We start from the raw sequence: 25,828 nt of genomic DNA, 5'->3' as shown, positions 1-25,828 counted from the left end.
GACGGATCAGTTGTCGCCGTCGACCAGCGTGCGGGCGTCCACCACCTTGTCGCGGTATGCCTCGAAGATGCGGCGCAGCGCCTGCTCCATCGTCACCTCGGGCTTCCAGCCCAGCTCCTGCACCGTGTTGTCGATCTTCGGCACGCGGTGCTGCACGTCCTGGTAGCCCTTGCCGTAGAAGTCGCCCGACGACGTTTCCACGATTCGGGTCTGGCGCGCGTAGTCGGCGTACTCGGGGTACTCGGCCGCCATCGACAGCATCATCTCGGCCAGCTCGCGCACCGAGTGGATGTTGGCCGGGTTGCCGATGTTGAAGATCTTGCCGCTGGCCACGCCGTTCTTGTTCTCGATGATTTGCATCAGCGCCGAGATGCCGTCCGAGATATCGGCGAACGCGCGCTTCTGGGCGCCGCCGTCGACGAGCTTGATCGGCTCGCCGCGCACGATATGGCCCAGGAACTGCGTCACCACGCGCGACGAGCCTTCCTTCGACTCGAAGATCGAGTCCAGCCCGGCGCCGATCCAGTTGAACGGGCGGAACAGCGTGTAGTTCAGGCCCTGCTCCATGCCGTAGGCGTGGATCACGCGGTCCATCAGTTGCTTGGAGCAGGCGTAGATCCAGCGCGGCTTGTTGATCGGGCCGTAGACCAGCGACGACGCCTCGGGATCGAACTCGTCATCGGTGCACATGCCATAGACCTCGGAGGTCGACGGGAACACCAGGTGCTTGCCGTACTTCACGGCGCTGCGCACGATCGGCAGGTTGGCCTCGAAGTCCAGCTCGAACACGCGCAGCGGGTTGCGGACGTAGGTGGCCGGCGTGGCGATGGCCACCAGCGGCAGGATCACGTCGCACTTGCGGATGTTGTACTCGACCCACTCCTTGTTGATCGTGATGTCACCCTCGGAGAAATGCATGCGCGGGTGGTTCACCAGGTCGCCAAGGCGGTCGGACGCCATGTCCATGCCGTAGACCTCCCACTGCGTGGTCTCCAGGATGCGGCGCGTCAGGTGGTGGCCAATGAAGCCGTTGACGCCAAGAATCAGGACCTTTTTCATCGCTATCCTTTCAATGCTGTGCGGTGATGTTCTGGAATTCGGGGGCGGACACGGGGTCCGCATGGTCGGCGCTGCTGCCCTGCAGCAGTTGCAGCACCCGTAGCGCGCCGCCGTCGCCGCAGATGGCGACGATGCGGCCGTCCACGACGTGCAGGCCCGGTGGCAGCCCGCCGGGGACGGCGGCGGCGTCCAGCCGGCGCGCCTGCGCCACGATGAAGCGGCGGCCGGCCAGGTCAGTGAACGCGCCCGGGTAGGGCGGCGCCACGGCGCGGATCAGGTTGTAGACGGCTGCCGCGGGCTGCCGGAAATCGATCCGGCCGTCCTCGGGCTTGCGGCCCGAGAAGTAGCTGCCGTCGGCCAGCCGGTTCGGGCGCTTGGGCGTCTGGCCCGCCTTCATGGCGGGCAGCACGCGCCAGAGCGTCTGCTCGGCGGCCACGGTGACTTTCTCGAAGACCTGCCCGGCGGTGTCGTCGGGCAGGATCGGCACGGCGGTCTGGTCGACGATGTAGCCGGCGTCGGGCTTGGCTTCCATCGCGTGCAGCGTGGCGCCGGTCTCGGTCTCGCCATGCAGCACGGCCCAGTTCACGGGCACGCGGCCCCGGTACTTGGGCAGCAGCGAGCCGTGCATGTTGAAGGCGCCGCGTGGCGCGATGGCCAGCACGTCGGCCGGGATCATCGCGCGGTAGTAGAACGAGAAGATCACGTCGGGCGCGGCGGCGCGGATCGCGTCGGCCAGCGCCGGATCGGCCGGGTCCTCGCCATAGACGAAGGACAGGTTCAGCTCCGCGGCGGTGTCCGCCACGCGCTGGAACCAGATGTTCTCGTCGGGCCGGTCGCGGTGGGTGACCACCAGCGCCACGTCCACGCCCTGCGCGTGCAGCACGCGCAGGCAGCGGTCGCCGACGTTGTGATAGGCAAAGACTACGGCGCGCACGATGCCTCCGGTTGGCCGTCACGTTCGGGGTCGCGCTCCAGCACCGCCTGGATGCGGTAGCGCGGCCGGTCGCGGACTTCCTGGTAGATCCGGCCGATGTACTCGCCCAGCAGGCCGATGCCGAACAGCATGATGCCGATCAGGAAGAAGTTGAAGGCGAAGAGCGTGAACACGCCCTGGACTTCAGAGCCCAGGATGAAACGCCGGATCAGCAGCACCACGAACAGCCCGGCCGACGTGATCGACAGCATCGTGCCGATGGCCGAGAACCACTGCAGCGGCACGATCGAGAAACCGGTCACGAGGTCGAAGTTCAGCCGGATGAGCTGGTAGAGCGAGTATTTCGACTCCCCGGCGTGGCGCTGCTCGTGGCCCACCTCGATCTCGACAGGGTTCGACGAGAACGTGTAGGCCAGCGCCGGGATGAACGTGTTGACCTCGCGGCACGCGTTGATCGTATCGATGATGTTCCGGTCGTAGGCGCGCAGCATGCAGCCCTGGTCCGTCATCTTGATCTTGGTGATGCGCTCGCGCAGCCGGTTCATCGCGCGCGACGCATAGCGCCGGAACGCCGTGTCGTTGCGCTGGCGCCGGATGGTGCCCACGTAGTCGTGGCCCTTGCGCATCTCGGCCACCAGGCGCGGGATTTCCTCGGGCGGGTTCTGCAGGTCGGCGTCCAGCGTGATGACGATGCGCCCGCGCGTGTGCTCGAAGCCGGCCAGGATGGCCATGTGCTGGCCGAAGTTGCCGTTGAACAGGATCACCCGCGTCACGTCGGGGCGCTTGTGGTACTGCGCGGCCAGCATCGCCGGCGAGCGGTCCGCGCTGCCGTCGTTGACGAAGATGATCTCGTACGATTCGCCCAGGCTGTCCAGCGCCGGATAGACGCGGTCGAACAGCGCCTGCAAGCCGTCTTCCTCGTTGTAGACGGGAATGACGACCGAGACCTCGACGGGACTTAGTGAGAGAGACGTTTGCATGTTTCGCTGAGGGTTGCGCAAACCCGCTCGACGTCGGCGGCCTGCATGGCCGGGAACAACGGCAACGTCACGATGCCGCGGCCAATGCGCTCGGCATGCGGCAGCATGCCCTCGCGCCAGCCCAGCGAGCGGAAATAGGTAAACAGGTGCACGGGCGGGTAGTGGACACCGGTGCCCACGCCGCGCTCGCGCATGGCTTCCATCACGCGGCGGCGCGCGTCGGCCGGGCCGCCTTCAAGCTGGTCGGTCGGCAGCACCACCTGGAACATGTGCCAGTTCGTGGTGGCGACATCGGCGTCGCGCGGCACGGGCAGTTCGATGCCCAGGTCGGCCAGGCCCAGGTCCGCCGCACAGCGGAAATAGGTCTCGGCCAGCGCGGCGCGGCGGGCGGTGATGCCATCGAGCTGCGCCAGTTGCGCCAGCCCGATCGCCGCGTTCACGTCGGTCAGGTTGAACTTGCCGCCCGGTTCCTCGACGTCCATGCCGTCCATGCCGGTGCGGATCACGCCCTGCAGCCGCAGGCGCTCGGCGCGCCGGGCTTCCTCGGGCGTGTTCATGACCAGGCAGCCGCCTTCGACGGTCGTGATGTTCTTGTTGGCCTGGAAGCTGAAGCTGACCAGGTCGCCAAACGCGCCAATGCGCTGGCCGCGCCAGCGCGAGTCGATGGCCTGCGCGGCGTCCTCGATGACCCGCAGGCCGTGGCGCCCGGCAATGGCGTAGAGCCGGTCCATGTCGACCGGCAGGCCGGACAGGTACACCGGCATGATGGCGCGCGTGCGCGGCGTGATGGCGGCCTCCACGGCGTCCAGGTCGATGTTGCGCGTGACCGGGTCGATGTCGACGAATACCGGCCTGGCGCCCACGGCCAGCACCACGTTGGCCGTGGCCACCCAGGTGATCGGCGTGGTGATGACCTCGTCGCCCGGGCCGATGTCGGCGATGCGCAGCGCAATCTCCATCGTGGCCGAGCCGTTGGAGAACGTGCGCACGGGCCGGCCGCCGAACAGGTCGGACAGCGCCGCCTCGAACGCCTGCACCTTGGGGCCGGACGTGATCCAGCCCGATGCCAGCACCTTGCCCACTTCGGCAATGGTCGCGTCGTCGATCTGGGGGCGGACGAACGGCAGGAAATCCTGCGGAGCGGAAGCAGTCATGGGGTCAGGAACGGGCAATCAGGAAAACGCCAGCGAGTATCAGCACGATGCCGGCCATGCGCAAGGGGCCGATCATCTCCCCGAACAGCCACCACGCGGCCAGCGCGTTGACCACGTAGCCAAGCGACAGCATCGGGTAGGCGATGGAAACATCCACGCGCGAGAGCCCGACGATCCACACGCCCACGCTGATCACGTAGCAGGTCAGTCCGGCGATCACCGGCCACTGGGTCAGCACGCGGAACGCCGTGGTCAGGATCGTCGCGCGTTCCAGCGTGATGGCGCCCACGGCGTTGGTGCCGGCCTTGAGCAGCAGCTGCGCGCAGGCGTTGAGCAGCACGCCCGTGAGGATGAAAGCGAAAGTCGACAGGGTCATGGGGTGTTCCGGGGCGCCGGGGCCGGCGGCGGGAAATTGCTGGCGACCACGCGCCGCAGGTCGCGCGCCACCACGTAGAGCGGCACCTGGCGCGCCGCCAGGCTGTCATACATGTCCGGCGACATGATGGCGAGCGCGGGCTGGCCGTCCTGCCACTTGGCGATGAACGCGTCGAGCGTCGGGACCCACTTGTCCGGCTCCTGCTCGGTGCCGAACGACAGCTCGTCGGCAGCTTCGACCATGGTCAGCGTGCGGCCAAGATAGAACGGCAGCGTGTGATCCAGCATGCGCACGCCGTAGATCGGCATGTCGTCCTTGAGCACGGCCTTGATGGCCGGCAGCATGTCCACGCCCGACGCGCGGCGGCCCATGACCTCGTGGCCCATCAGGCCGATGGTGCAGGTCAGGAACATCGACAGCGCGAACGCGGTGATGCTTGGGAACAGCCCGCGGGTTTCCAGCAGCCGGCGCGCCAGCAGCATCCCGGCCAGCAGCACCGCAAACGCCACGCCCACATAGACGGCGAATGCGCGGAACACGACGTTGGGATTGCTCGGCCGGTCCAGCGTGGCCACGATGGGCGCGGCGATCAGCCCCACCACGGCCAGCACCAGCAGCGCGTTGATCTGGCGCTTCCAGGACCGCTCGTTGATCTGGTCCAGCGCCACGGCGGCCAGGATGGCCAGCGCCGGGAACACCGGCACGATATAGCCGGGCAACTTGGAGCCGGACAGGCTGAAGAACACGAAGATCGCGCCAAACCAGACCAGGCTCAGCAGCGCCGGCTGGAACGGCTTGCCGCCCACGCCGCGCGCGGCACCGGCGCGGTCGCGCACCACGTCCCACATGCGCGGCACCAGGCCCAGCCACGGCAGCATGCCGGCCACCAGCAGCGGCACGAAGAACCAGATCGACCCCTTGCGCGCGTGCACGGTGGACGTGTAGCGGTCCCAGTGCTCGTGGATGAAGAAGAAATGCGGGAATTCGGGGTTGCGCGACGATACCAGCCAGAACCACGGCACGGTCACCGCCAGCAGCACGACGATGCCGGGCACCAGGTGCAGCCGGCGCCAGAGGCCATAGTCGCGCGTCAGCAGCGTGTAGACCACCAGCACCAGCCCCGGCAGCGCGATGCCGACCAGCCCCTTGGTCAGGATGGCCACGCCCATCGCCACCCAGCAGGCCAGCATCCAGCCCAGCCGCGCGCGCGGCGTGGCCTCGGGGTGCTGGGCCAGCAGCATGCTCGCCAGCACGCAGGCCAGCGCGCCGGACAGCGTCATGTCGAGCGAGTTGAAATGGCCGGTCACGCTCCACATCGGCATGGCCAGCAGCGCCAGCCCGGCCAGCAGGCCCGCGCGGCACCCAAACCAGCGCGCGGTGGCCAGCATCGTCACGCCTAGCCCGGCGATGCCGGACAGCGCCACGCACAGCCGGGCCTGCCAGTCGCCCACGCCGAACAGCTCGTAGGCCAGCGTGGTCACCCACAGGTGGAAGGGCGGCTTTTCGAAGTACTTGAGGGCGTTGTAGCGAATGGTGACCCAGTCGCCGGTGGCGAACATCTCGCGGGAAATCTCGGCGTAGCGGCCTTCGTCCGGGCGTAGCAGGTGGCGGGCATCGAGGGTACCGAACCAGACCAGCAGGACGCCGATGACAACGAGCGCAACCATGCCGACTGGCAGCCCGGCTTGGCGCGTGGGCGAAGAACTACGCATATCTCTCCTGAAATGGCCGGGGTCCCGGAGGCTGTTCGTCAGGTGGCCCGGTGGCGGACTCCCCACAACGCGGCATGGCGCGAATTGGTGGACAAGGGGTCCGACACGGGCCGCGCGGCAGGCGCCGCAGGGCCCGCACGCCACGTACGCAGGCGCCGGGCGGCATCCACGGGCGCGCAATGTTAGCACGAGCGCATGGCGCCGCCGGCCGTTTCGGGTCAGGCCGGCGCGGCGACCGGGCGTTCACGGAAATTGACCCCGAAGCCCCATTTCCGCCGCGCGGATTTCGCGCAATACTTGCGCCATTCCGGCACCTACCCCCGCAGACACTGACCTGGCGGCCGCCGGCCACTGATTTGGAAAGATCCCCATGACCCGGGCGCCGAGGCTCTTGTTGTTGTCCGCCGTGATGTCCCTGCTTGCCGCGGTGACGCCGGCGGCATTCGCGCAGGCGTCGGCGCCCGATGCCGCGCCGGTGTCCGGCATGTCGCCGCCGATGCCCGCCGCCGCCGCGCTCTGCGACGCGCCGTGGTTCCGCTCGGGTTCCCGCGTCCAGATGGAGGGCGACGGGACAATGCCGCTGTCGATCACCATGACCTTGCGTGAAGTGATGCGAACGGCACGCGGATGCAGCGCCCAGCTCGAAGTCCGCTCCAAGTCGGCCTTTGCGGCGCTGATGGGCCCGCCGGTGGTCATGGACCAGGTCCACGAGATCAACATCGACCGCAACGCGGCCACCTCGCGCACCCGCATCGACAGCCGCAACGCCGTCATCAACGCCCGGGCCCGCTATGCGCGGATGTTCGGGGAGGCGTCGTTCACGGGCAGCGGCGTTTTCAACTATGCCGGCGTGGACATCAAGGAAGGCGCCATCCTGGAAGGCGAGACCTTCCAGTCCAGCGTGGCGTTGAAGATCTATCCGCTGGGTAAGGACGAGGTGGTTGGCAGCATGCAGGCGCTGCATGCGTCGATCATCGTCGGCTCCCGGCACGTCGGCCGCAAGCAGATGATCAACACGGTGATGGGCCGCAAGGAGTGCATGCCGATCACCTACGAGAAACGCACGTCGCTGGGGCCGCTGATGGTGGGCGACGAAATCCTGCAACTGGAACCGAGCGTGCTGCACGTGACCGACTGGTACTGCCCGATGGAAGCATTCGTGCTCCGCACGCAGATCCGGCAGAACAACGAGGTGTACCAGGTGGACGTGACGGCGCTGGAGATGGATCCGGTGGAGGCGGGCCGGTAGCCGCCGCAGCTTGCCCGACCGCCCGGAAAGAAAAATGGAGCCTGACACGGCTCCATTTTTTGATGATCGGCCGCACATTGGCCGACCGCGCTTCAATTCGCCGGCGCCGCCTTCTTGGTCGACTTCTTGGCCTTCGGCTGCTTCGGGGCGGCCGTGGTCTGGTCGGTCAGGTCGGCGCGGGTGCTCTTGTTGGCGCCTTGCGAGTACGGGTCGAACTTGTCGCCCGACTTCGCGCCCTGGCTGTACGTGTCGAACTTCTCGCCGGCCTTGGCGCCCTGCGAGTACGGATCGAACGACTTCTTGTCCTGGGCGACGGCGGCTGCGGACGCGGTGGCCAGGCCCAGGGCGATGGCGGTGGCGATCAATTTGTGCATCGGGTTCTCCTCTGAGTTGCCGCCGGTGGGTTCCACGAAGGCGGTTCGTGTTGTCGCCTGGCCTACCGGACGGTAGAACCGGGCTCGGGCCAGTGTGGACAAGGGCTGGCGGGGCGTCAACTCAGGGGTTATCCGGGGGCGGCGCCCCGGAAATGGCTATTCCGTCACGGCGTCGGAGGGGTGCTTCCAGGCGTTGACGACCTCGGCGGACGGCGCCAGCGCCAGGTTGGTGCCGCGATTGCCGATCGGCTGCTGGAACCAGCGCTTCTGCAGCGCGGCGGCGTCCGGGCTGGCGAATGTGCGCGTCAGCGTCTGGTCGACCAGTTGCTTCCAGGCCGGATCGGCCTTCGACATCATCAGCGCGTTCTGCTCCACCGACAGCGCCGGGCCGACGATCACGTACTGCGACGGGTCCTTCGACTTGGCGCGCAGGCCGGCCAGCAGCACGTCGTCCATGACGAAAGCCTGGGCGCGGCCCGTTTCCAGCAGCAGGAACGATTCGCCGTGGTCCTTGGCGTAGACGTCGTGGAAGCCGTACTCGCCCTTCAGGCGGCGCACATGGCGGTCACCCGTGGAGCCGGCGCTGGTGACCACGGTCTTGCCGCGCAGGTCGCTGAACGACTGGATGCCCGAATCGGCCCGCACCAGCATCCGCACCGTCGACACGTAGTGCGACACGCTGAAAGCCACCTGCTTCTGGCGCTCCAGCGTATTGGTGTTGGGCGCGCAGTCCAGGTCGGCCAGGCCGTTGACGACGGCCGGCACGCGGTTCTGCGGGGTCAGCGGCAGCCAGCGCACCTTCAGGTCCTTCAGGCCGAGTTTCTGCTTGGCGGCGTCGGCCACGCGCAGGCACAGGTCCACCGCGTAGCCGGCGGGCTGGCCGCGATCGTCGGCGAACGAGAACGGCAGCGCCGATTCGCGGTAGCCGAGCGTGATGGTGCCGGTCTCGCGGATCTTGTCGAGCACGGGGCTCTGGGCAAACGCGGCGGGCAGCGCGGCGGCGAGGGCGACGGCGGCCAGCAGGCGTCGGAGGGAAGGCAGGACAGCGGTCAGCGACATGGTCGGGGTCAGGCAGGGAAAGCCGCAAGGGTATACCCGCACCCGGCCCGCGCGAAGAATTTGTTTCTTATTAGCTAATGCACGGAAACGGGGCGCCACGGCCCGCGTGCAGTGGCGGATACGGCATCCGGCCGCTCGCCTTACATCCCGTTACCCTCGACCCCCGCGCCGCCGGATTTCCGGCTGCACCGTTCCGGTACAATGCCGCCACTTTGTATCTTCCGCATAACAAAATAACGAAAATGAGCCCCCGTCCTTCCCGTCTGGCCTGTGTGGACGCACTGAAGGCGGTCAGCTCGCAGCTGATCGTGTGGCATCACCTGGCGTTCTACGGGCCGATGTCGGACGCCGCGCAGCCTCTGGCGCCGGGCCTGATCGGCTGGCTGGCCGACTACGCCCGCATCGCCGTGCAGGTCTTCCTGGTCATCAGCGGCTTCCTGGCCGCGCGCAGCCTGGCCCCCGACGGCTACCTGACCGTGGCCAATCCCGTCCTGACCGTCTGGCGGCGCTACCAGAAGCTGGTGGTGCCGTTCTCGGCCGCCATCCTCGTGGCGATTGCCGGCGCCGCCATCGCGCGCACGTGGATGCAGCACGATTCCATTCCCGCCGCGCCGCATCTGGCGCAGTTCGTCGCCCATGTGCTGCTGCTGCACAACATCCTGGACGTGGACGCGCTGTCGGCCGGCGTCTGGTATATCGCCATCGACCTGCAGCTGTTTGCGCTGATGGTGGCGGTGCTCTGGCTGTCGCGCGCCGTGGCCCGCCAGGCGCTGCCGCTGGCGGTGCCCCTGGTGGCCGTGCTGGCCGGCGCGTCGCTGTTCTGGTTCAACCGCGACGCGGCCTGGGACATCTGGGCCGTCTACTTCTTCGGCGCCTACGGGCTGGGCGCGCTGGCGTTCTGGGCGTCGCATCCTGACCGCTCGCGCTGGGCGCTGGTGGCGCTGGCCGCGATTGGCCTGGCGGCGCTGGCCGTCGATTTCCGCACGCGGATCGCGGTGGCGCTGGCGGCGGCGGTGCTGCTGGCGGTGTCGCGCCGGGGCGGCTGGCTCGAACACTGGCCGGGCGGCCGCCTGACGGCGTACTTCGGCAAGATCTCTTACTCGGTGTTCCTGGTTCACTTTCCGGTCTGCCTGGTCGTCAACGCCGTGGTCACGCACGTGGCGCCGGGCCGGCCGATGCTGAACGCAGCCGGCATGGTGTTCGCCTGGGTGGCCAGCAACGCCGCCGGCGCGGTCTTCCATCGCTATGTGGAGGCCGGCAACCCGGTGCGCGCCGTGGTGGGCTGGCTGACGGCCGGGCTGCCGAACCGCGCGCGCGGGCGGCTGGGGCAGCGGGCCGGCGGCTGACCCGGCCCCCTTAAGCGCCAGAAACGGCACGCATCCTTACCGGATCGTGCCGCTTTTTTATGGCGGGCCGGCCGGTGGATGCTGGTGCACGTGCACCGCGAAGTACCCGCGCGGCCCCGCATGTCCGTCCCCCGCCGCACCCGGCCGGTGCGTACGGGTCCTCACCAACCGTAACAACCCCACTTGGGCGTTGGCATGGACGTTGCCTAGTATGAACATGTAAACCTGACCATCTGGTCAGGATTCGTGTTCCGGTGCAGCACCGGGGAGGCGACCATGTCCGATCACATCGTCCTGACTTCGCACGCGCGGCGCGACAAGCCGGCGGAGCCCATCCAGTGGGGCGCGCCCACCGCCGCGGAGCGGGGCCCCGTGATCGCCAGCCTGACCGACCCCGCGCAGCGCAACGTCATCGGCACGCATGCGGGCGCCTATGCGATCTACCGCGCGCTGGCGGTGGCGTCGGGCAGCCTGCAGCGCGCGCACCGGCCGGACCTGACCGACACCGCGCCGGCCGAGGCCATCGGCCCGCACGCACAATGGGGCGACCCGGACAAGATCGTCTCGCTCGACCCCTGGGGCCACCTGGTCTCCACGGTCTTCGCGGACCGCATCGCGGCCGGCTTCGACATCCGCCCGACCATCGCCATCACGCGCGCCCACATCAACATGCCCGAGCTGGGCGCCGCCATCGCGGCCGGCCGGCTCAAGCCCGATGGCGACATCCTCTATCCGAACGGCGACGTGCGCGTGACCAAGGCCGCCATCGACCCGGTCTGGTACCTGCCCGGCATCGCGCGGCGCTTCAACATCAAGGAAAGCATCCTGCGCCGCAGCCTGTTCGAGCAAACCGGCGGCATGTTTCCGGAACTGGTGACGCGGCCGGACCTGAAGGTCTTCCTGCCGCCCATCGGCGGCATGACGCTCTACTTCTTCGGCGACATCAGCCAGCTCGGCAAGCCCGAGACGCGCGTGGCCTGCCGCGTGCACGACGAATGCAACGGCTCCGACGTGTTCGGCTCCGACATCTGCACCTGCCGGCCCTACCTGGCGCACGGCATCGAGGTGTGCATCGAGATGGCCCAGCAGGGCGGCGTGGGGCTCGTGGTCTATAACCGCAAGGAGGGCCGGGCTTTGGGCGAGGTCACCAAGTTCCTGGTCTATAACGCTCGCAAGCGGCAGGTGGGCGGGGATCGCGCGGAGACGTACTTCGCGCGCACCGAATGCGTGGCCGGCGTGCAGGACATGCGGTTCCAGGAACTGATGCCCGACGTCTTCCACTGGCTCGGGATCCGGCGCATCGACCGCTGGGCCTCGATGAGCAACATGAAGCATGGCGCGCTGACCGCGCAGGGCATCGAGGTGGTGGAGCAGGTGGCCATCCCCGATGCGCTGATCCCGGCCGATGCGCGCGTGGAAATCGATGCGAAGGTGGCGGCGGGTTACTTCACCAGCTACACGCCGCCGGATGCCAACGAACTCGCCCTGGCAAAGGGCAGGGGGTTGAACGAATGAACGAACATCCCGCAGGAGGTACGACCGGACACGACCCCGGCACGGGCAGCGGCTGGCACAGCCCGGTGCCGGCCGACCACCCCGCCGCGGCGCTGCTGAGCGGCCAGGCGGTGCGCACGCATTGCGCGGCCGTGACCGAATTCGTCGCATCCGGCGAGTCCGAACGCTTTACCTGGCATCCGGACCGGGTGCATGCCATCGCCGACTACGTGGCCGCCACGATCCGGCGCCGCTACCCGGACCTGAAGGTGCCGTACCACAGCCGCTGGCGCCATTTCGAGAGCGGCGGGCCGGGCCAGGAATCGATCAACCGCTGGCAGATCCTGTGCGAGCGCGCGGGCATGTCGGGCGCCGACCATTGCGCGGAACGCGCGCGCATCGGCATCGACCTCGTCATCCCGAGCGTGCTGCTCGATGCCGGCGCGGGGCCGGACTGGCGCTACCGCGACCCGGCCAGCGACATGATGCTGACGCGGTCCGAAGGGCTGGGCGTGGCCAGCTTCGACCTGTTCGCGCGCGGCGGCTTCTCGGCCGAGCCGGGCGATCCGCTGCGCGCCGATGCCGAGCGGCTGGCCCGCATCGACGCGTCGACCATCGCCACGGCGTTCCAGGTGGCCCAGCACAACCCGCTGGTGGGGCTGGAAGGGCGCGCCGGGCTGCTGCGCCGGCTGGGCGAGGTGATGCAGGCCACGCCGGCCGTGTTCGGCACGCCGGCGCGGCTGGGCAACCTGTTCGACTACCTGGCCGCGCACGCGCAGGACCATCGGATCGAAGCCTCGTTCGTGCTGCGCACGCTGCTGGTGGCGCTGGGTCCGGTGTGGCCGGGCCGCGTGCAGATGGATGGCGTGTCGCTGGGCGACTGCTGGCGGCACCCGGCCGCGCCGGGCGGGCTGGTGCCATTCCACAAGCTCACGCAGTGGCTGACCTATTCGCTGCTGGAGCCGCTGGAGGACGGCGGCCTGACCGTGGTGGGCCTGGACGCGCTGACCGGCCTGCCCGAGTACCGCAACGGCGGCCTGCTCTACGACTTCGAACTGACCGTGCCGCGCGACCGCGAGTTTGCCAGCCGCGCCCATACGGTGGACGAGCCCGAGATCGTGGAATGGCGCGCGCTGACCGTGACCGGCCTGGATCTGGTGGCCGACGCGGTGCGCCAGGCGCTGGGCCTGAAGGCCGAAGATTTTCCGCTGGCGCGCGTGCTGGAAGGCGGCACCTGGGCGGCGGGGCGGCGCATCGCGGCGCAGCGCCGGCCGCCGGGCGGCCCGCCGCCGTTCGAGATCCAGAGCGACGGCACGGTGTTCTAGCGGCAGGACCACGAAGCATTCGCAGCGCAGGCATCGGCCGGCCGCCCCACCTGGCGGCCGGCGGCCCGCTGCGCCCGCACCGGGCGACACCCGGACAACCAGGAGCGCACCATGAACGACATGACCCACGCACCGACGGCCGTGGAGACCTTTGCCGACACCAGCGCGGCCACGCCCGCCGTGATGGTGGTCAACCATCCGCTGGTGCAGCACAAGGTGACGCTGGTGCGCAGCGAGGAAACCACCACCGACAACTTCCGGCGGCTGGTGCGCGAGATCAGCCAGCTGCTGACGTACGAGGCCACGCGCGACCTGGCGATGGAGACCATCGCCATCCGCACTCCCATCGCGCCGATGCAGTCGCCGGTGCTGTCGGGCAAGAAGCTCTGCCTGGTGTCGATCCTGCGCGCCGGCAACGGCTTCCTGGACGGCATGCTGGACCTGCTGCCGGCCGCGCGCGTCGGGCATATCGGCCTGTACCGCGACCCGGAAACGCTGGAGCCCATCGAGTACTACTTCAAGATGCCCGAGGACATCCACGAGCGCTTTGTGATCGTCGTGGACCCGATGCTGGCCACCGGCAACTCGGCTGTGGCAGCCATCAACCGGCTCAAGGAGGCCGGCGTGACGACGATGAAGTACGTCTGCCTGATCGCCTCGCGGCCCGGCCTGCGCGCGCTGCAGGCCGCGCATCCGGACGTGGCCATCGTCACCGCCGCCATCGACGAGCAGCTCAACGACCACGGCTACATCGTGCCGGGGCTGGGCGACGCCGGCGACCGGCTGTACGGCACCAAGTGACCGGCGGCCGACCGATGGACGACGCATGATGGACGCCCGGGTCCACGCACGCGCCGCGCCGCGCGCCGCCCCACCGGCGGGCGGCCGCATCCGGCAGGAGAACGAGGCGCTGATCCTGCGCGCGGCGGAGTACGTGTTTGCCCGGGCCGGCTTTGCCGGGGCCACCATGGCGGACATCGCCACGCGCGCCGGCGTGCCCAAGTCGAACCTGCACTACTACTTCCGCACCAAGCAGGCGCTGTACCGGGCCGTGCTGGCGCATACGCTGAGCCTGTGGCTGTCGGAGACCGACATCATCAGCGCCGACTACCCGCCGCGGCTGGCGCTGGAGCAGTACATCCGCGCCAAGATGCGGCTGTCGGCCAGCCACCCTGATGCCTCGCGCGTGTTCGCCAACGAGCTGCTGCACGGCGCGCCCGAGATTGGCGGCGTGCTGCGCCAGGCGCTGCGCGAACTGGTGGCGCGCAAGGCGCTGGTGATCCGCGCCTGGATCGACGCCGGCCAGATGGCGCCGGTAGACCCGTACCACCTGTTTTTCACGATCTGGGCCGCCACGCAGACCTATGCCGATTTCGAGGCGCAGGTCTGCGCGGTGCTGGACGTCAGCGCGCTGGACGCGCAGGACTTCGAGCGCGCCACCGAGCACCTGGTGGCGCTGCTGCTGCGCGGCTGCGGGCTGGCCCCGCCAGAGAGCGGGCCGGGCAGCCCTGCCGCCTGAGCCGGCGGCTATCCATCATCACCATCGACCAACCAGAAAAAGGGGAGTGAAGTCATGCAAAAGGGAAGCGTTCGCCGTACCTGGCTCAAGGCCGCCGCCGCAGCCGCCACGCTGGCGGCCGTCGGGCTGCCGCCGGCCGTCCACGCGCAGGCCAGGGTCAAGGTGGCCGCGGTCTACACGGTGCCCGTGGAGCAGCAGTGGGTGTCGCGCATCCACAAGGCGCTCAACGAGGCCAAGGGGCGCGGCGAGATCGACTATGTGTTCTCCGAGAGCGTGTCCAACGCCGACTACGAGCGCGTGATGCGCCAGTACGCCGAGCAGGGCGCCGGGCTGATCGTCGGCGAGTCGTTCGCGGTGGAAGGCGCGGCGCGCAAGGTGGCCAAGGACTATCCGAAGACGGCGTTCCTGATGGGGTCGTCGGGCAAGCCGCAGGCGCCGAATTTCTCGGTGTTCGACAACTACATCCAGGAGCCGTCGTACCTGACCGGCATGATCGCGGGCGGCATGACCAGGACCAACCATATCGGCATGGTGGGCGGCTACGCGATTCCCGAGGTCAACCGGCTGATGCACGCGTTCATGGAAGGCGCGCGCGAGGTGAACCCGAAGGTGAAGTTCACGGTGAGCTTCATCGGCTCGTGGTTCGACCCGCCCAAGGCCAAGGAAGCCGCCTTCGCGATGATCGACAAGGGCGCCGACGTGCTGTACGCCGAGCGCTTCGGTGTGTCGGACGCGGCCAAGGAACGCGGCAAGCTGGCCATCGGCAACGTCATCAACACCCAGCCGCAGTATCCGGCGACCGTGGTGGCGTCCGCGCTCTGGCACATGGAGCCGACCATCGCGGCCGCGCTGGCCAAGGTCAAGGCCGGCCAGTTCAGGAACGAGGACTACGGCCAGTATTCGCTGATGAAGTACAAGGGCGCGGAACTGGCGCCGCTGGGCACGTTCGAGGGCAAGGTGCCGGCCGACGTGATGACGAAGGTCCGCGCGAAGGAGAAGGCGATCCTCGACGGCAAGTTCGCGGTCAAGGTCGTGGAGACCGAGCCGAAGTCGACGCCGTAAGCGCGTTTGCCGGTCCACCCTGCATCGCCCCGTTCCGCGCGGACGGGGCCGTATCCATTGCCTATCCCGACATCGATGTCCCAGGAACCGCCGGTCCTCCGGCTTTCGCATATCACCCGGCGGTTCGGCGCGCTGGTGGCCAACGACGATATCTCGCTGGACCTGCACCGTGGCGAGGTGCTGGCGCTGCTGGGCGAGAACGGCGCCGGCAAGAGCACGCTGGTCAATATCCTGTTTGGCCACTACGTGGCCGACGCCGGCACCGTGGAGGTGGACGGCGTGGCGCTGCCGCCGGGCAACCCGCGCGCCGCGCTGGCGGCCGGCATCGGCATGGTCCATCAGCATTTCACGCTGGCGGACAACCTGTCGGTGCTGGACAACATCCTGATCGGCACCGAACCGCTGTGGCGCTGGCGCCAGCGGCGCGGCGCCGCGCGGGCGCGCATCGACGACCTGGCCCGGCGCTTTGGCCTGGCCGTGCAGCCGCAGGCGCGCGTGGGATCGCTCTCCGTGGGCGAGCGCCAGCGCGTGGAGATCGTCAAGGCGCTGTATCGCGGCGCGCGCGTGCTGATCCTGGACGAACCCACCGCCGTGCTGACGCCGCAGGAGGTGGACAGCCTGTTCGCCACGCTGGCGCAGTTGATTGCCGAAGGGCTGTCGGTGATTTTTATCAGCCACAAGCTCGACGAGGTGCTGCGTGTCTCGCATCGCGTGGCGGTGCTGCGCGGCGGCCGGCTGGTGGCCGAGCGCGACGCGCGCGCCACGGGCAAGGCGGAACTGGCCGAGCTGATGGTGGGCCGCCGCGTGGAGATGCCGGTGCGCGCCGCGCCCACGGCCACGGGCGAAGTGGTGGCCCGGCTGGACCGCGTGACCGTGCCGGCCGTGGCCGGGCGGCCGGGGCTCCATGACGTGTCGCTGGCGCTGCATGCGGGCGAGATCGTCGGCATCGCGGGTGTCTCGGGCAACGGACAGGTGGCGCTGGCTGAACTGATGAGCGGCGTGGTGGCCGCGTCCGCCGGGCAGGTCACGCTGCACGGGCAGGCGCTGCCGGCCGCGCCGCGCCGCTGGATCGCGGCCGGCGTGGCGCGCATTCCCGAGGACCGCCACGCCGAGGGCGCGGTGGGCGACCTCGCGGTCTGGGAGAACGCCATCGTCGAGCAACTGGGCCAGCCCGGCTTTGTGCGGGGCGGCGTGATCCGGGGCCGCGCGGCGCGCCGGTTTGCGGGCGAACTGGTGCGGCGTTTCGACGTGCGCGGCGGCGGCATCGACGTGCCGACCCGCGCGCTGTCGGGCGGCAACATGCAGAAGCTGATCCTGGGCCGCGCGTTCTCGGTGCGCGGTACGCAGGCGCCGGTGCTGGTGGTAGCCAGCCAGCCGACCTGGGGGCTGGACATTGGCGCGGTGGCCTACGTGCGCGGCCAGCTGCTGGAGGCGGCGGCGCGCGGCGCGGCCGTGCTGCTGATTTCGGAAGACCTGGACGAACTGATGGCGCTGGCGGACCGCATCGCGGTGATTCACGCGGGCCGGCTGGGCGCCGCGCGCGCCACGCCGGCCTGGACGCTCGGCACGATTGGCCTGGCGATGGCCGGCGCCGATGGCAGCCATGCCGACGCGGAGGTGGCCCATGCGGCTTGAAGCCCGTTCCGCGGTGTCGCGTACCGCGCTGGTCATGGCGCCGGTGGGCGCCATCGTCGTCACGTTGCTGATCTGTGCGCTGCTGGTGGCGGCCGCCGGCGCGCCGGTCGGCCGGGCCTACCTGTTGCTGCTGGAAGGCGGATTCGGCTCGCGCTTTGCGTGGTCCGAGACGCTGACGCGCGCCACGCCGCTGATCCTGACCGGCCTGGCCGTGGCGGTGGCGTTCCGCACGCGGCTTTTCAACATCGGCGCCGAGGGACAGTTGTACCTGGGCGCGCTGGCGGCGGTGGCTGTGGGCGGGCAGGTCGATGGCGCGGCGGCGCCGTGGGCCGCCTCGCTGCCGCCGGGCGTACTGTTCGGCCTGATGGTGGCGGCCGGCATGCTGGCCGGCGCGCTGTTGCTGCTGCTGCCAGCCATGCTCAAGACAAGGCTCGGCGTGGACGAGGTGGTGACCACGCTGCTGCTGAACTTCATTGTCCTGCTGGGCGTGTCGACGATGCTCGACGGGCAGATGAAGGACCCGCTGGCGATGGGCTGGCCGCAGTCGGTGGCGCTGGTGCCCGAGCTGGAACTGGCGCGGCTGCTGGAGCGATCGCGCGTGCACAGCGGCCTGCTGGCGGCCATCGGCCTGGCGGTGCTGGTCTGGGCCATCAACCGCTTCACGGTGTTCGGGCTGCAGATGCGCGCGGTGGGCGCCAACGCGCGCGCCGCCGCGTTTGCCGGCATGCCGGTGGCGCGCGTGACGCTGCTGGCGGCGATGCTGTCCGGCGCGCTGGCCGGGCTGGCCGGCGTGGTGGAGGTGGCCGGGCGCACCGGCTACCTGACGCTCGACATGTCGCCCGGCTATGGCTACACCGGCGTGGTGATCGCCATGCTGGCGGGGCTGCATCCGATTGGCGTGGTGGCGTCGGCGGTGTTCGTGGCCGGCATTCTGGTGGGCGCGGACGGCATGAGCCGCGCGGTGGGCGTGCCCAATGCCATCGCCGACGTGATCGTCGCCGTGGCGCTGCTGGCCATGCTGGTGGCGACGATGCTGACCCGCTATCGCATCCGCTTCGACCGGATCGGGAAGGTGGCCTGATGGAACTGTTCGATATCGTGGCCGGCGCGCCGTTCTGGATCGCGGTGCTGCGCGTGGCCACGCCGCTGATCTTCGGCACGCTCGGCGTGCTGCTGTGCGAGCGCGCTGGCGTGCTCAACCTTGGCATCGAGGGACTCATGGTGGCCGGGGCGTTCTCCGGCTGGCTGGCCGTCTACCAGGGCGCGCCGCTCTGGGGCGGCGTGGCGGTGGCCGCGGCGGTGGGGCTGGCGTTCGGGCTGCTGCATGGCTGGCTGACCGTGTCGATGGCGCTGTCGCAGCACGTGTCCGGGCTGGGCGTGACGATGCTGGCCACGAGCCTGTCCTACTATGCCTACCGGCTGGGCTTTGCGCAGGTATCGACGCCGCCGACGATCACCCCGTTCCCGCCGATGACAGGGTGGGCCGGCGTGCCGCTGGTGGGCACCGTGATGGCCGCCGAGACCGCGCTGACGCTGCTGGCCCTGCTGATGGCGCCGCTGCTGGCCTGGCTGCTCTACCGCACGCCGCTGGGGCTGGCGCTGCGGATGGTTGGCGAGAATCCGGCCGCGGCCGAGGGGCAGGGCATCCGCGTGGGCATGGTGCGCATCGGCGCGATCATGGCCGGGTCGGCGCTGATGGCCGTGGGCGGGGCGTTCCTGACGCTGTCGGCGTTCAACGCGTTCTTCTTCAACATGATCAACGGGCGCGGCTGGATCTGCGTGGCGCTGGTGGTGTTCGCGTCGTGGCGGCCGGGGCGCGCGCTGCTGGGCGCGGTGCTGTTCGCCGCGTTCGACGCGCTGCAACTGCGGCTGCAGCAGGGCGGCGCCAGCCTGCCGGGGCTGCCGCCGCTGCCGTACCAGATCTACCTGATGCTGCCGTATATCCTGTCGATCCTTGCGCTGGTACTGGTGGCGCGGCGCGCGGCCTATCCGCAGGCGCTGATGAAGCCGTACCGCAAGGGCGAGCGCTGACCCTGCAACCGAATCCCACGGAACCCATCCCCATGTTCGATACGATCCTGCGTCACTGCAACCTGCCCGATGGCCGTACCGATGTCGATATCGGCATCGCCGACGGCCGGATTGCCGCCGTGGAGCCCCGGCTGGCGGCCACGGCCGGCGAGGAGTTGGACGCGGCCGGCCAGTTGGTGTCGCCGCCGTTCGTCGACGCGCATTTCCACATGGATTCGACGCTGTCGTACGGGCTGCCGCGCGTCAACGCGTCCGGCACGCTGCTGGAGGGCATCGCGCTATGGGGCGAGCTGAAGCCGATGCTGGAGCAGGAGGCCATCGTCGAGCGCGCGCTGGCCTACTGCGACTGGGCCGTGGCCAAGGGGCTGCTGGCGATCCGCTCGCACGTGGACGTCTGCGATCCACGCCTGCTGGCCACCGAGGCACTGCTGCACGTGCGCGAACGGGTGCGTCCGTACCTGGACCTGCAACTGGTGGCGTTTCCGCAGGACGGGGTGCTGCGCGCGCCCGGCGCGCTGGACAACCTGCGGCGCGCGCTGGACATGGGCGTGGACGTGGTGGGCGGCATCCCGCATTTCGAGCGGACGATGGCTGACGGGGCGGCGTCCGTGAAGCTGCTGTGCGAGGAGGCGGCCCAGCGGGGGCTGCGCGTGGACATGCATTGCGACGAGAGCGACGACCCGCTGTCGCGCCATGTCGAGACGCTGGCCAGTGAATCGGTCCGGCTGGGGTTGCAGGGCCGGGTCACCGGGTCGCACCTGACGTCGATGCATTCGATGGACAACTATTACGTGTCCAAGCTGCTGCCGCTGATGCGCGAGGCCGGCTTGGCCGCCATCGCCAACCCGCTGATCAACATCACGCTGCAGGGCCGCCACGACAGCTACCCGAAGCGTCGCGGCATGACCCGCGTGCCGGAACTGCTGGCCGCCGGCATCCCGGTGGCATTCGGCCACGACTGCGTGATGGACCCCTGGTACGGCCTGGGCTCGGGCGACATGCTGGAGGTGGCCCACATGGGCCTGCATGTGGCCCAGATGACCGGGCAGGACGGCATGCGCGCGTGCTTCCGGGCCGTGACGGAAACCCCGGCCACGATCCTGGGGCTGGAAGGCTACGGACTGACGCCCGGCTGCCGCGCCGACCTGGTTCTGCTGCAGGCCCGCGACCCGGTCGAGGCCATCCGGCTGCGGGCCACGCGTCTGCTGGTGATGCGCGCGGGCAAGGTGCTGGCGCGCACGGCCCCGGCCACGGCCAGCCTGTCGCTGCCGGGCCGGCCGGCCGAAGTCGACTTCCGGCTACACCGGGGCTGACGGTTTCCGATTTTTAAGGTTTCTGCGAAAAGGGTGTTGACAGCCCCTGGCCCGCTCAGCATAATCACGGTCTTCGCATCGCCGCAGCAATGCAGCGAAACGAAGCCCAGATGGCGGAATTGGTAGACGCACTAGGTTCAGGTCCTAGCGGTGGCAACACTGTGGAGGTTCGAGTCCTCTTCTGGGCACCATATTCAAGACCCTGCTCAACGAGCAGGGTCTTTTCATTTGTACGCCCAGAAAGGGCAGTCCTTGAGGACTGCCCGCGAGGACTCGAAAAGGCTGGGCTTGCAAGCCCAGCCCGGGGTCGCGCCCGGGTGACCGAGTCCTCTTCTGGGCACCAATTCAAAAGCCCTGCTCATCGAGCAGGGCTTTTTCTTTTGTACGCACAGAAAGGGCAATCTCTCCCGGACTCCTTCTCTCGTCCGACATCATCCAACTCATCCCTTTTCCCCCCTGACGTCAGCCATTCAGGCGGCGGGCCATCGCACATTCGACGCTAACCGTCGCACGGCCTTTGACCTATGCTCAAGCTGATCGGGCATGCTTCCTACAACGCCCGACGAGGTGGTCACCATGTCCGTACAGCTGATGTGCGGGAGAGAGGAGTGTGCCGGGCAATGGTCCGGCCGGGAGGGGCGCGTCTGCGCGCATCCCGGGCACGCCAGTCTCCCCCTTTATTTCGTACTCGCGCTGATGCTCAGCGCCGTGGTGCATGCCGAGGAGTCGATGGACGGCATGTCGGGCCGCGACGCGCTGGCGATGGCGTCCGTGACACCGGACGCGCCCGCGCTGGGTCCGCCGCCCGAGCCGCCGGCCGTGGCCGCCGCGCAGGCGCTGGACGCGCCGCCGTCGCTCGCGCCACCGCGCATGGCCATGCTCGACGACGGCCCGGACCTGCCCGTCCCCGTGCGCGCGTCGCGCAACCCGCCGGACGCGGCCGTCGACGCCGAGCCGGTGACGATCAACCTCGCGTCGATCGACCGCGTGGTGGCCCGCTTCAGCAGCGCGCCACGTGCGCCGGCCGTTCATCTCGACGATGCCACCACCGCCACCGGCACGCTCGACAGCCGCGCGCGCAGCATGGCGCTGGCGCTGGACGCGCCGTTGTCGCGTAGTGGCAGTGGCCTGACCCTGCAGCCGCGCGTGGAGATGGCGTACCGGCCCGGCATGGCGCCGGTGCCCGGCAACTGGGACGCGCCGCCGGGCGCGGTCAGTGCCACGGGGCTCGCCGTGCGGCTCTACAGCGCGGCGCCGACGCGGCTCAATGGCGTGTATCCGTTCGTCGAGGCCGACTGGTGGCAGGACAGCCGCACGAAGTCGATCAACATCAACGGCACGCGGATCGACACCGACCTGTTGCGCGGCATGTTCTCGTTCAATGTCGGCGCCCACAGCAACTCGCCCACCGGGCTCAAGCTCTGGGTCAAGGCACGCGGCGGCCGCAACGCGGGGGGCACGGTGGGCGCCAGGTACCGATGGTGACGCGCCGCGCCGGCCGCTCCACATCCCGCTGCAAAAAGCACTTGCGAATGCGACGAATTGCGATACAATGCGTCCCTCGCGTGCGGCTGTAGCTCAGTTGGATAGAGTACTTGGCTACGAACCAAGGGGTCGTGGGTTCGAATCCTGCCAGCCGCGCCACCTATATAGAAGGGCTTCCAGCAATGGAAGCCCTTCGTCATTTCCGGCGCCCGCAGCGCGCCCGGCCGCTGGAAAAACGCGCCGCGTGACGCCTGTCCGACATGGCGGCGCAGCCCGCCGCAGCCCCCGCCATACCAGTGTTCGATATCCCCCGGAACGGTCCGCAGGGGTCATTGACAGCCGCCAAGCCGCAGGCACATCATTCGTTCGGAATAGATGCGCCTCCGGAGCAACACGCGCCCCCCGGCACGTTCAGCGGTTGTTCCCGAAAGGTCGCCACCACACTGGGAAACGGGGTCATGAACCTATCGATACGCCAACTGGCAAGCGTGCTCGCGCTTGCCGTCTGTCTTTCCGCCTGCACGACCACGCCCGCGCCCGTCGCCGCGCCTGCCGCCGAGCAGCCGCCCTCCGACCAGGCCATGAAGACGTTGTCGGCGGACGTGTTCACCTATGGCTATCCGCTCGTGCTGATGGACGTCACCCGCGAGGTGATGACGGCCCGGACGCCGGCCAACAGCTTCAACCATCATCGCGCGCTGCCCGACGCGGCGCTGGCCAGCGGCGTCAGCGCCAATGCCGATACGCTGATTTCCACGGCCTGGGTCGATGTGTCGGCCGAGCCGGTGGTGCTGAGCGTGCCGGACACCGGCGGCCGCTACTACGTGATGCAGATGGTCGACGCCTGGACCAACGTGTTCGCGGCGCCGGGCAAGCGCACCACCGGCACCCGGCGCGGCGCGTTCGCGATCGTCGGGCCGGACTGGCGGGGCACCCTGCCCAAGGGCGTGACCGAGGTGCGCGCGCCGACCGGCATGGTCTGGCTGATCGGCCGCTTCCAGACCAACGGCAAGGGCGACTACGGCAACGTCCATCGCCTGCAGGACCAGTTGCGGCTGGTGCCGCTGTCCGCCTGGCGCAAGGGTAATCGCAACCCGCCGCCGGCCATGCCGCGCGTGGGGCTGATCGACACCGAGACCCCACCCGCCGAGCAGGTGGCGGCCATGGACGCCCAGGCGTTCTTCAGCCGCATGGCGGCGCTGCTGCAGACCAATCCGCCGGGCCCTGACGACGTGGCGATGCTGGAGAAGATGCAGCGGATGGGCATCAAGGCCGGCGAACCGTTCAAGACCACGGTGCTGGAGCCGTCCACCGCGCGCGCCGTGCAGGAGGGCGCCACGGCGGCCCTGGCCGCCATCACCGTGGAGGCCCGCAAGAACGCGGCCGGCAATTCGGGCTGGCGCGTGCAGCGCGACGCCGGCAACTACGGCGCCGACTACGCCCGCCGCGCCGCGGTGGCCATGTCCGGCCTGGGCGCCAACCTGCCCGAGGACGCCGTCTACCCCATCGCCCGCGCCGACGCCACCGGCCGCCCGTTCGACGGCGGCAGCCGCTACGTGCTCCATTTCGAAAAAGGCCAGCTCCCGCCGGCCAAGGCGTTCTGGTCGCTGAGCGCATACAACGACAAGCAGGCACTTGTCGCAAATCCGTTGCAACGCTACTCGATCGGCAGCCGCGACCGCCTGCGCTATAACCGCGACGGATCGCTCGACATCTTCATCCAGTACGAACGCCCGGCCGCCAACCAGGTAGCCAACTGGCTGCCCGCCCCGCCTGACGCCTTCAACCTGATGATGCGCGCCTACTGGCCCGACCAGGTACTGCTGGACGGCAAGTGGATGCCCCCGCCGGTGCAGCGCGTGAACTGAACCGGCGCCGGTGTGGTTGGAAAGAAGCCCTTCCTGGTGGGAAGGGCTTTTTCTTTTTGCGCTATCTCAAATTGGGAAGGGGCGATGCATAGCTGTTCGCTGAAAGCTGGGTCGGCCTAGGAAGGCGTCAAATCACCCGGACGTCGTGACGCGCACGCTAACTCCGTTCTGAAGTGGAAGAAGGAGTAACGATGCAATCCCCCAAATTCAAGCGTCTGACATGGTTGCTGGCCGCGGTCGGCATTGCCGGATGTTCCGGTGACGACTCGGCGCCCGTGTCGACCGTGACGCCGGCGTGTACTGACTGTGGTGCGCTGGCGCCGACGCTCTATGCCGGCCGGGGTACTGGTGTGTGGGCCTACACCAATGCCAGCGACCAGCCGGTCACAGTTCCGGTGGCCATCGGCACGCTGCCCGGCAACGACGTGACGCTGGTGTTCTCGAACGATAGTGGCCAGCCGCTGTCGCAGCCGCAGTCGGAGCCGGTGTCGCCAACCGTGGCACAGTCGTCACCGGCGACGGCGCAGGTGCCGCAGATGGCGATGAACCGCGTCGCGGTGGCCTATGCCGGGGTGTCGACGGCCGACCGGATCCGGGCGTTCAACACGCGCGGATTTATCGAGCGGCTGGAGCGGCTCAAGGCGCGCAAGGGTGCGCCGCCGATGGCGGCCGATACGCTGGACGGCGGGTCGCGGCTGCCCAGTGTCATCGACAGCCAGCCCGGCGCGGAGCGGCCCTGGTACACCGACGATGGCGAGCCGCGCGATACCACGCTGCGCCGCCAGACGACCACGCGCGACGGCGTGGTCGTCAACGTCTGGCTGGAGGACAGCGCGTACGGGCCCGGCCAGGTGACCGACGCCATGCTCGATGCAATCGCGACGATCTATGCTCGTCGCGACGGAATCCACGATTTCCTGGTCGACATCGGCGGGCCGATGTGGGGCCCGCACACCGAGTCGGACCTGATCGCGCCGGACCGCCAGCCGGTCAACATCGTGCTGCTGCGGCTGGCCGAGGAGGGCACCGCCGGCTACTTCCTGGCTGCCAACGCGTTTGTCAACGAGCCGGGGACGGAGACATCGACCAGCAACGAGGCCGTCGCGGTGTTCCTGAATACCGCCACGCTGTCCGGCGACAGGCCAGACGGGATGAGAACCACGATCCAGACGCTGGTCCACGAATCGCTGCACATGCAGAATTTCTACCGCCGGCCGGTGCGGCTTGGCGCCGACTACGCGCTGGCCGACTGGCTGGACGAGGGCTCGGCCGTCATGGTGCAGGACTATGCGACCCACATCCTTGGCGACGGATACAACGAGGTGCGCGACTACCGCCTGCCGCAGTACCTGACCACGCCGATGTATGGCTGCAGCGTGACGGTGTGGCCGAAGGCCGGTGACGCGTGCGACGGCTATGGGGTCTGGGGGGCGTGGGGCGGCTTCCTGAACCGGCAACTCGGCATGCCGTTCTTCCGCAAGCTGCTCAACGACAGCACGCACACCGCGTCCGAACAGGTGCTGGACGCGGCCATCCGTGCGGTGCGGCCGGAATCGGGCATGGTGCCCGAACTGCGTCGCTGGGCAGCCAGTGTCGGCGCGCTGGTGCCGGCCGCCGCCGTGCCCGGCGGCTACGGCTATCCGGCGCGCACCGACGCCGACTACCCGCTGCCCGCCATCGACCTGCAGACCCAGGTCGCCACGCGCAAGCTGCCCGCAGAGCTACAGGACAAGCTGGCGCCGTATGCGATGGCGCCAGTCGTGCGGCGCCAGGTCAAGGGGACGTACCGGGAGAGCGTGACGGTGCCGCCGCGCACCACCTTGTCGGTGGTGATCCACGACGGCAAGGTGTAA

The 25,828-nt window shown here is 69.1% G+C and carries 22 protein-coding genes and 2 tRNA genes; 16 read left to right on the top strand and 8 right to left on the bottom strand.

From position 1 onward, the window contains the following. Positions 1-6: 6 nt before the first annotated feature. Genes QTN24_RS10165 through QTN24_RS10140 form a run of 6 tightly spaced genes read right to left on the bottom strand, consistent with a single transcriptional unit; the run spans position 7 to position 6,215 of the window. Positions 7-1,059: a bifunctional UDP-4-keto-pentose/UDP-xylose synthase gene (locus QTN24_RS10165; RefSeq protein WP_124685189.1), complete on the bottom strand. Its 1,053-nt coding sequence runs from the start codon at positions 1,057-1,059 to the stop codon at positions 7-9. 10 nt (positions 1,060-1,069) lie between these two features. After that, positions 1,070-1,993, bottom strand: a complete 924-nt coding sequence (locus tag QTN24_RS10160; RefSeq protein WP_313836779.1) for a formyltransferase — start codon at positions 1,991-1,993, stop codon at positions 1,070-1,072. Then, a complete protein-coding gene (locus QTN24_RS10155) occupies positions 1,981-2,973 on the bottom strand; it encodes a glycosyltransferase (RefSeq protein WP_124685187.1) in 993 nt (330 codons plus the stop codon). The genes QTN24_RS10160 and QTN24_RS10155 overlap by 13 nt, the downstream gene beginning before the upstream one ends. Next, a complete protein-coding gene (locus QTN24_RS10150; RefSeq protein WP_313836775.1) occupies positions 2,952-4,127 on the bottom strand; it encodes a DegT/DnrJ/EryC1/StrS aminotransferase family protein in 1,176 nt (391 codons plus the stop codon). The genes QTN24_RS10155 and QTN24_RS10150 overlap by 22 nt, the downstream gene beginning before the upstream one ends. Before the next feature lie 4 nt (positions 4,128-4,131). Continuing rightward, positions 4,132-4,503 carry an SMR family transporter gene (locus QTN24_RS10145; RefSeq protein WP_124685185.1) on the bottom strand — a complete coding sequence of 124 codons (372 nt, stop codon included), beginning with the start codon at positions 4,501-4,503 and terminating at the stop codon, positions 4,132-4,134. Then, complete coding sequence (locus QTN24_RS10140; protein WP_124685184.1) at positions 4,500-6,215, bottom strand: glycosyltransferase family 39 protein; 1,716 nt, start codon at positions 6,213-6,215, stop codon at positions 4,500-4,502. Before QTN24_RS10140 ends, QTN24_RS10145 begins: the two co-directional genes overlap by 4 nt. 409 nt (positions 6,216-6,624) lie before the next feature. Between QTN24_RS10140 and QTN24_RS10135 the strand changes: the two genes are divergently transcribed. After that, on the top strand, positions 6,625-7,464 hold the full coding sequence (locus QTN24_RS10135) for a hypothetical protein (RefSeq protein ID WP_253700240.1): 840 nt from the start codon (positions 6,625-6,627) through the stop codon (positions 7,462-7,464). A 92-nt stretch (positions 7,465-7,556) separates the two neighbouring features. Here the strand turns inward: QTN24_RS10135 and QTN24_RS10130 are convergent, their stop codons facing one another. Then, a complete protein-coding gene (locus QTN24_RS10130; protein ID WP_313836770.1) occupies positions 7,557-7,838 on the bottom strand; it encodes an amino acid ABC transporter permease in 282 nt (93 codons plus the stop codon). A 156-nt stretch (positions 7,839-7,994) separates the two neighbouring features. After that, positions 7,995-8,897 carry an amino acid ABC transporter substrate-binding protein gene (locus tag QTN24_RS10125; RefSeq protein ID WP_313836768.1) on the bottom strand — a complete coding sequence of 301 codons (903 nt, stop codon included), beginning with the start codon at positions 8,895-8,897 and terminating at the stop codon, positions 7,995-7,997. 242 nt (positions 8,898-9,139) lie between these two features. On the opposite strand from QTN24_RS10125, the gene QTN24_RS10120 reads away from it, so the two are divergent. From QTN24_RS10120 to QTN24_RS10050, 15 genes are all read left to right on the top strand, one after another. Further along, positions 9,140-10,243, top strand: coding sequence for an acyltransferase family protein (locus QTN24_RS10120; protein ID WP_124685181.1), 1,104 nt, complete (start codon positions 9,140-9,142; stop codon positions 10,241-10,243). 276 nt (positions 10,244-10,519) lie between these two features. After that, positions 10,520-11,758, top strand: a complete 1,239-nt coding sequence (locus QTN24_RS10115) for a GTP cyclohydrolase II (RefSeq protein WP_124685180.1) — start codon at positions 10,520-10,522, stop codon at positions 11,756-11,758. Next, the gene (locus tag QTN24_RS10110) at positions 11,755-13,062 is read left to right on the top strand and encodes a URC4/urg3 family protein (protein WP_313836765.1); all 1,308 of its coding nucleotides are present in this window, start codon (positions 11,755-11,757) and stop codon (positions 13,060-13,062) included. The genes QTN24_RS10115 and QTN24_RS10110 overlap by 4 nt, the downstream gene beginning before the upstream one ends. 111 nt (positions 13,063-13,173) lie before the next feature. After that, positions 13,174-13,863: a uracil phosphoribosyltransferase gene (gene upp, locus QTN24_RS10105; RefSeq protein WP_313836763.1), complete on the top strand. Its 690-nt coding sequence runs from the start codon at positions 13,174-13,176 to the stop codon at positions 13,861-13,863. A gap of 28 nt (positions 13,864-13,891) precedes the next feature. Further along, on the top strand, positions 13,892-14,581 hold the full coding sequence (locus QTN24_RS10100; protein WP_409559005.1) for a TetR/AcrR family transcriptional regulator: 690 nt from the start codon (positions 13,892-13,894) through the stop codon (positions 14,579-14,581). 54 nt (positions 14,582-14,635) lie between these two features. After that, complete coding sequence (locus tag QTN24_RS10095; RefSeq protein ID WP_313836759.1) at positions 14,636-15,643, top strand: BMP family protein; 1,008 nt, start codon at positions 14,636-14,638, stop codon at positions 15,641-15,643. A gap of 75 nt (positions 15,644-15,718) precedes the next feature. After that, positions 15,719-17,278 carry an ABC transporter ATP-binding protein gene (locus tag QTN24_RS10090; RefSeq protein ID WP_313836757.1) on the top strand — a complete coding sequence of 520 codons (1,560 nt, stop codon included), beginning with the start codon at positions 15,719-15,721 and terminating at the stop codon, positions 17,276-17,278. Next, positions 17,268-18,359 carry an ABC transporter permease gene (locus QTN24_RS10085; protein WP_313836755.1) on the top strand — a complete coding sequence of 364 codons (1,092 nt, stop codon included), beginning with the start codon at positions 17,268-17,270 and terminating at the stop codon, positions 18,357-18,359. The genes QTN24_RS10090 and QTN24_RS10085 overlap by 11 nt, the downstream gene beginning before the upstream one ends. Continuing rightward, a complete protein-coding gene (locus QTN24_RS10080) occupies positions 18,356-19,309 on the top strand; it encodes an ABC transporter permease (RefSeq protein WP_409559004.1) in 954 nt (317 codons plus the stop codon). Before QTN24_RS10085 ends, QTN24_RS10080 begins: the two co-directional genes overlap by 4 nt. A gap of 32 nt (positions 19,310-19,341) precedes the next feature. Next, entirely contained in the window at positions 19,342-20,622 is a 1,281-nt protein-coding gene (locus QTN24_RS10075) for an amidohydrolase family protein (RefSeq protein ID WP_313836751.1), read from the top strand. 104 nt (positions 20,623-20,726) lie between these two features. After that, positions 20,727-20,813, top strand: a tRNA-Leu gene (locus tag QTN24_RS10070). Positions 20,814-21,318: 505 nt separating this feature from the next. Beyond that, complete coding sequence (locus tag QTN24_RS10065) at positions 21,319-22,107, top strand: hypothetical protein (protein WP_253700238.1); 789 nt, start codon at positions 21,319-21,321, stop codon at positions 22,105-22,107. A gap of 82 nt (positions 22,108-22,189) precedes the next feature. Beyond that, positions 22,190-22,266 (top strand) — tRNA-Arg (locus QTN24_RS10060). A gap of 299 nt (positions 22,267-22,565) precedes the next feature. Then, entirely contained in the window at positions 22,566-23,975 is a 1,410-nt protein-coding gene (locus tag QTN24_RS10055; RefSeq protein ID WP_313836750.1) for a DUF1254 domain-containing protein, read from the top strand. A 191-nt stretch (positions 23,976-24,166) separates the two neighbouring features. Next, complete coding sequence (locus tag QTN24_RS10050; RefSeq protein WP_313836748.1) at positions 24,167-25,828, top strand: M30 family zinc metallopeptidase; 1,662 nt, start codon at positions 24,167-24,169, stop codon at positions 25,826-25,828.

Origin of the sequence: Cupriavidus sp. SZY C1, assembly GCF_032190535.1 — a bacterium.
GTDB classification, from domain to species: Bacteria; Pseudomonadota; Gammaproteobacteria; order Burkholderiales; family Burkholderiaceae; genus Cupriavidus; species Cupriavidus pauculus_C.
The sequence above is the reverse complement of the archived record's forward strand: the minus strand, read 5'-3'. Positions and strand labels throughout refer to the sequence as shown.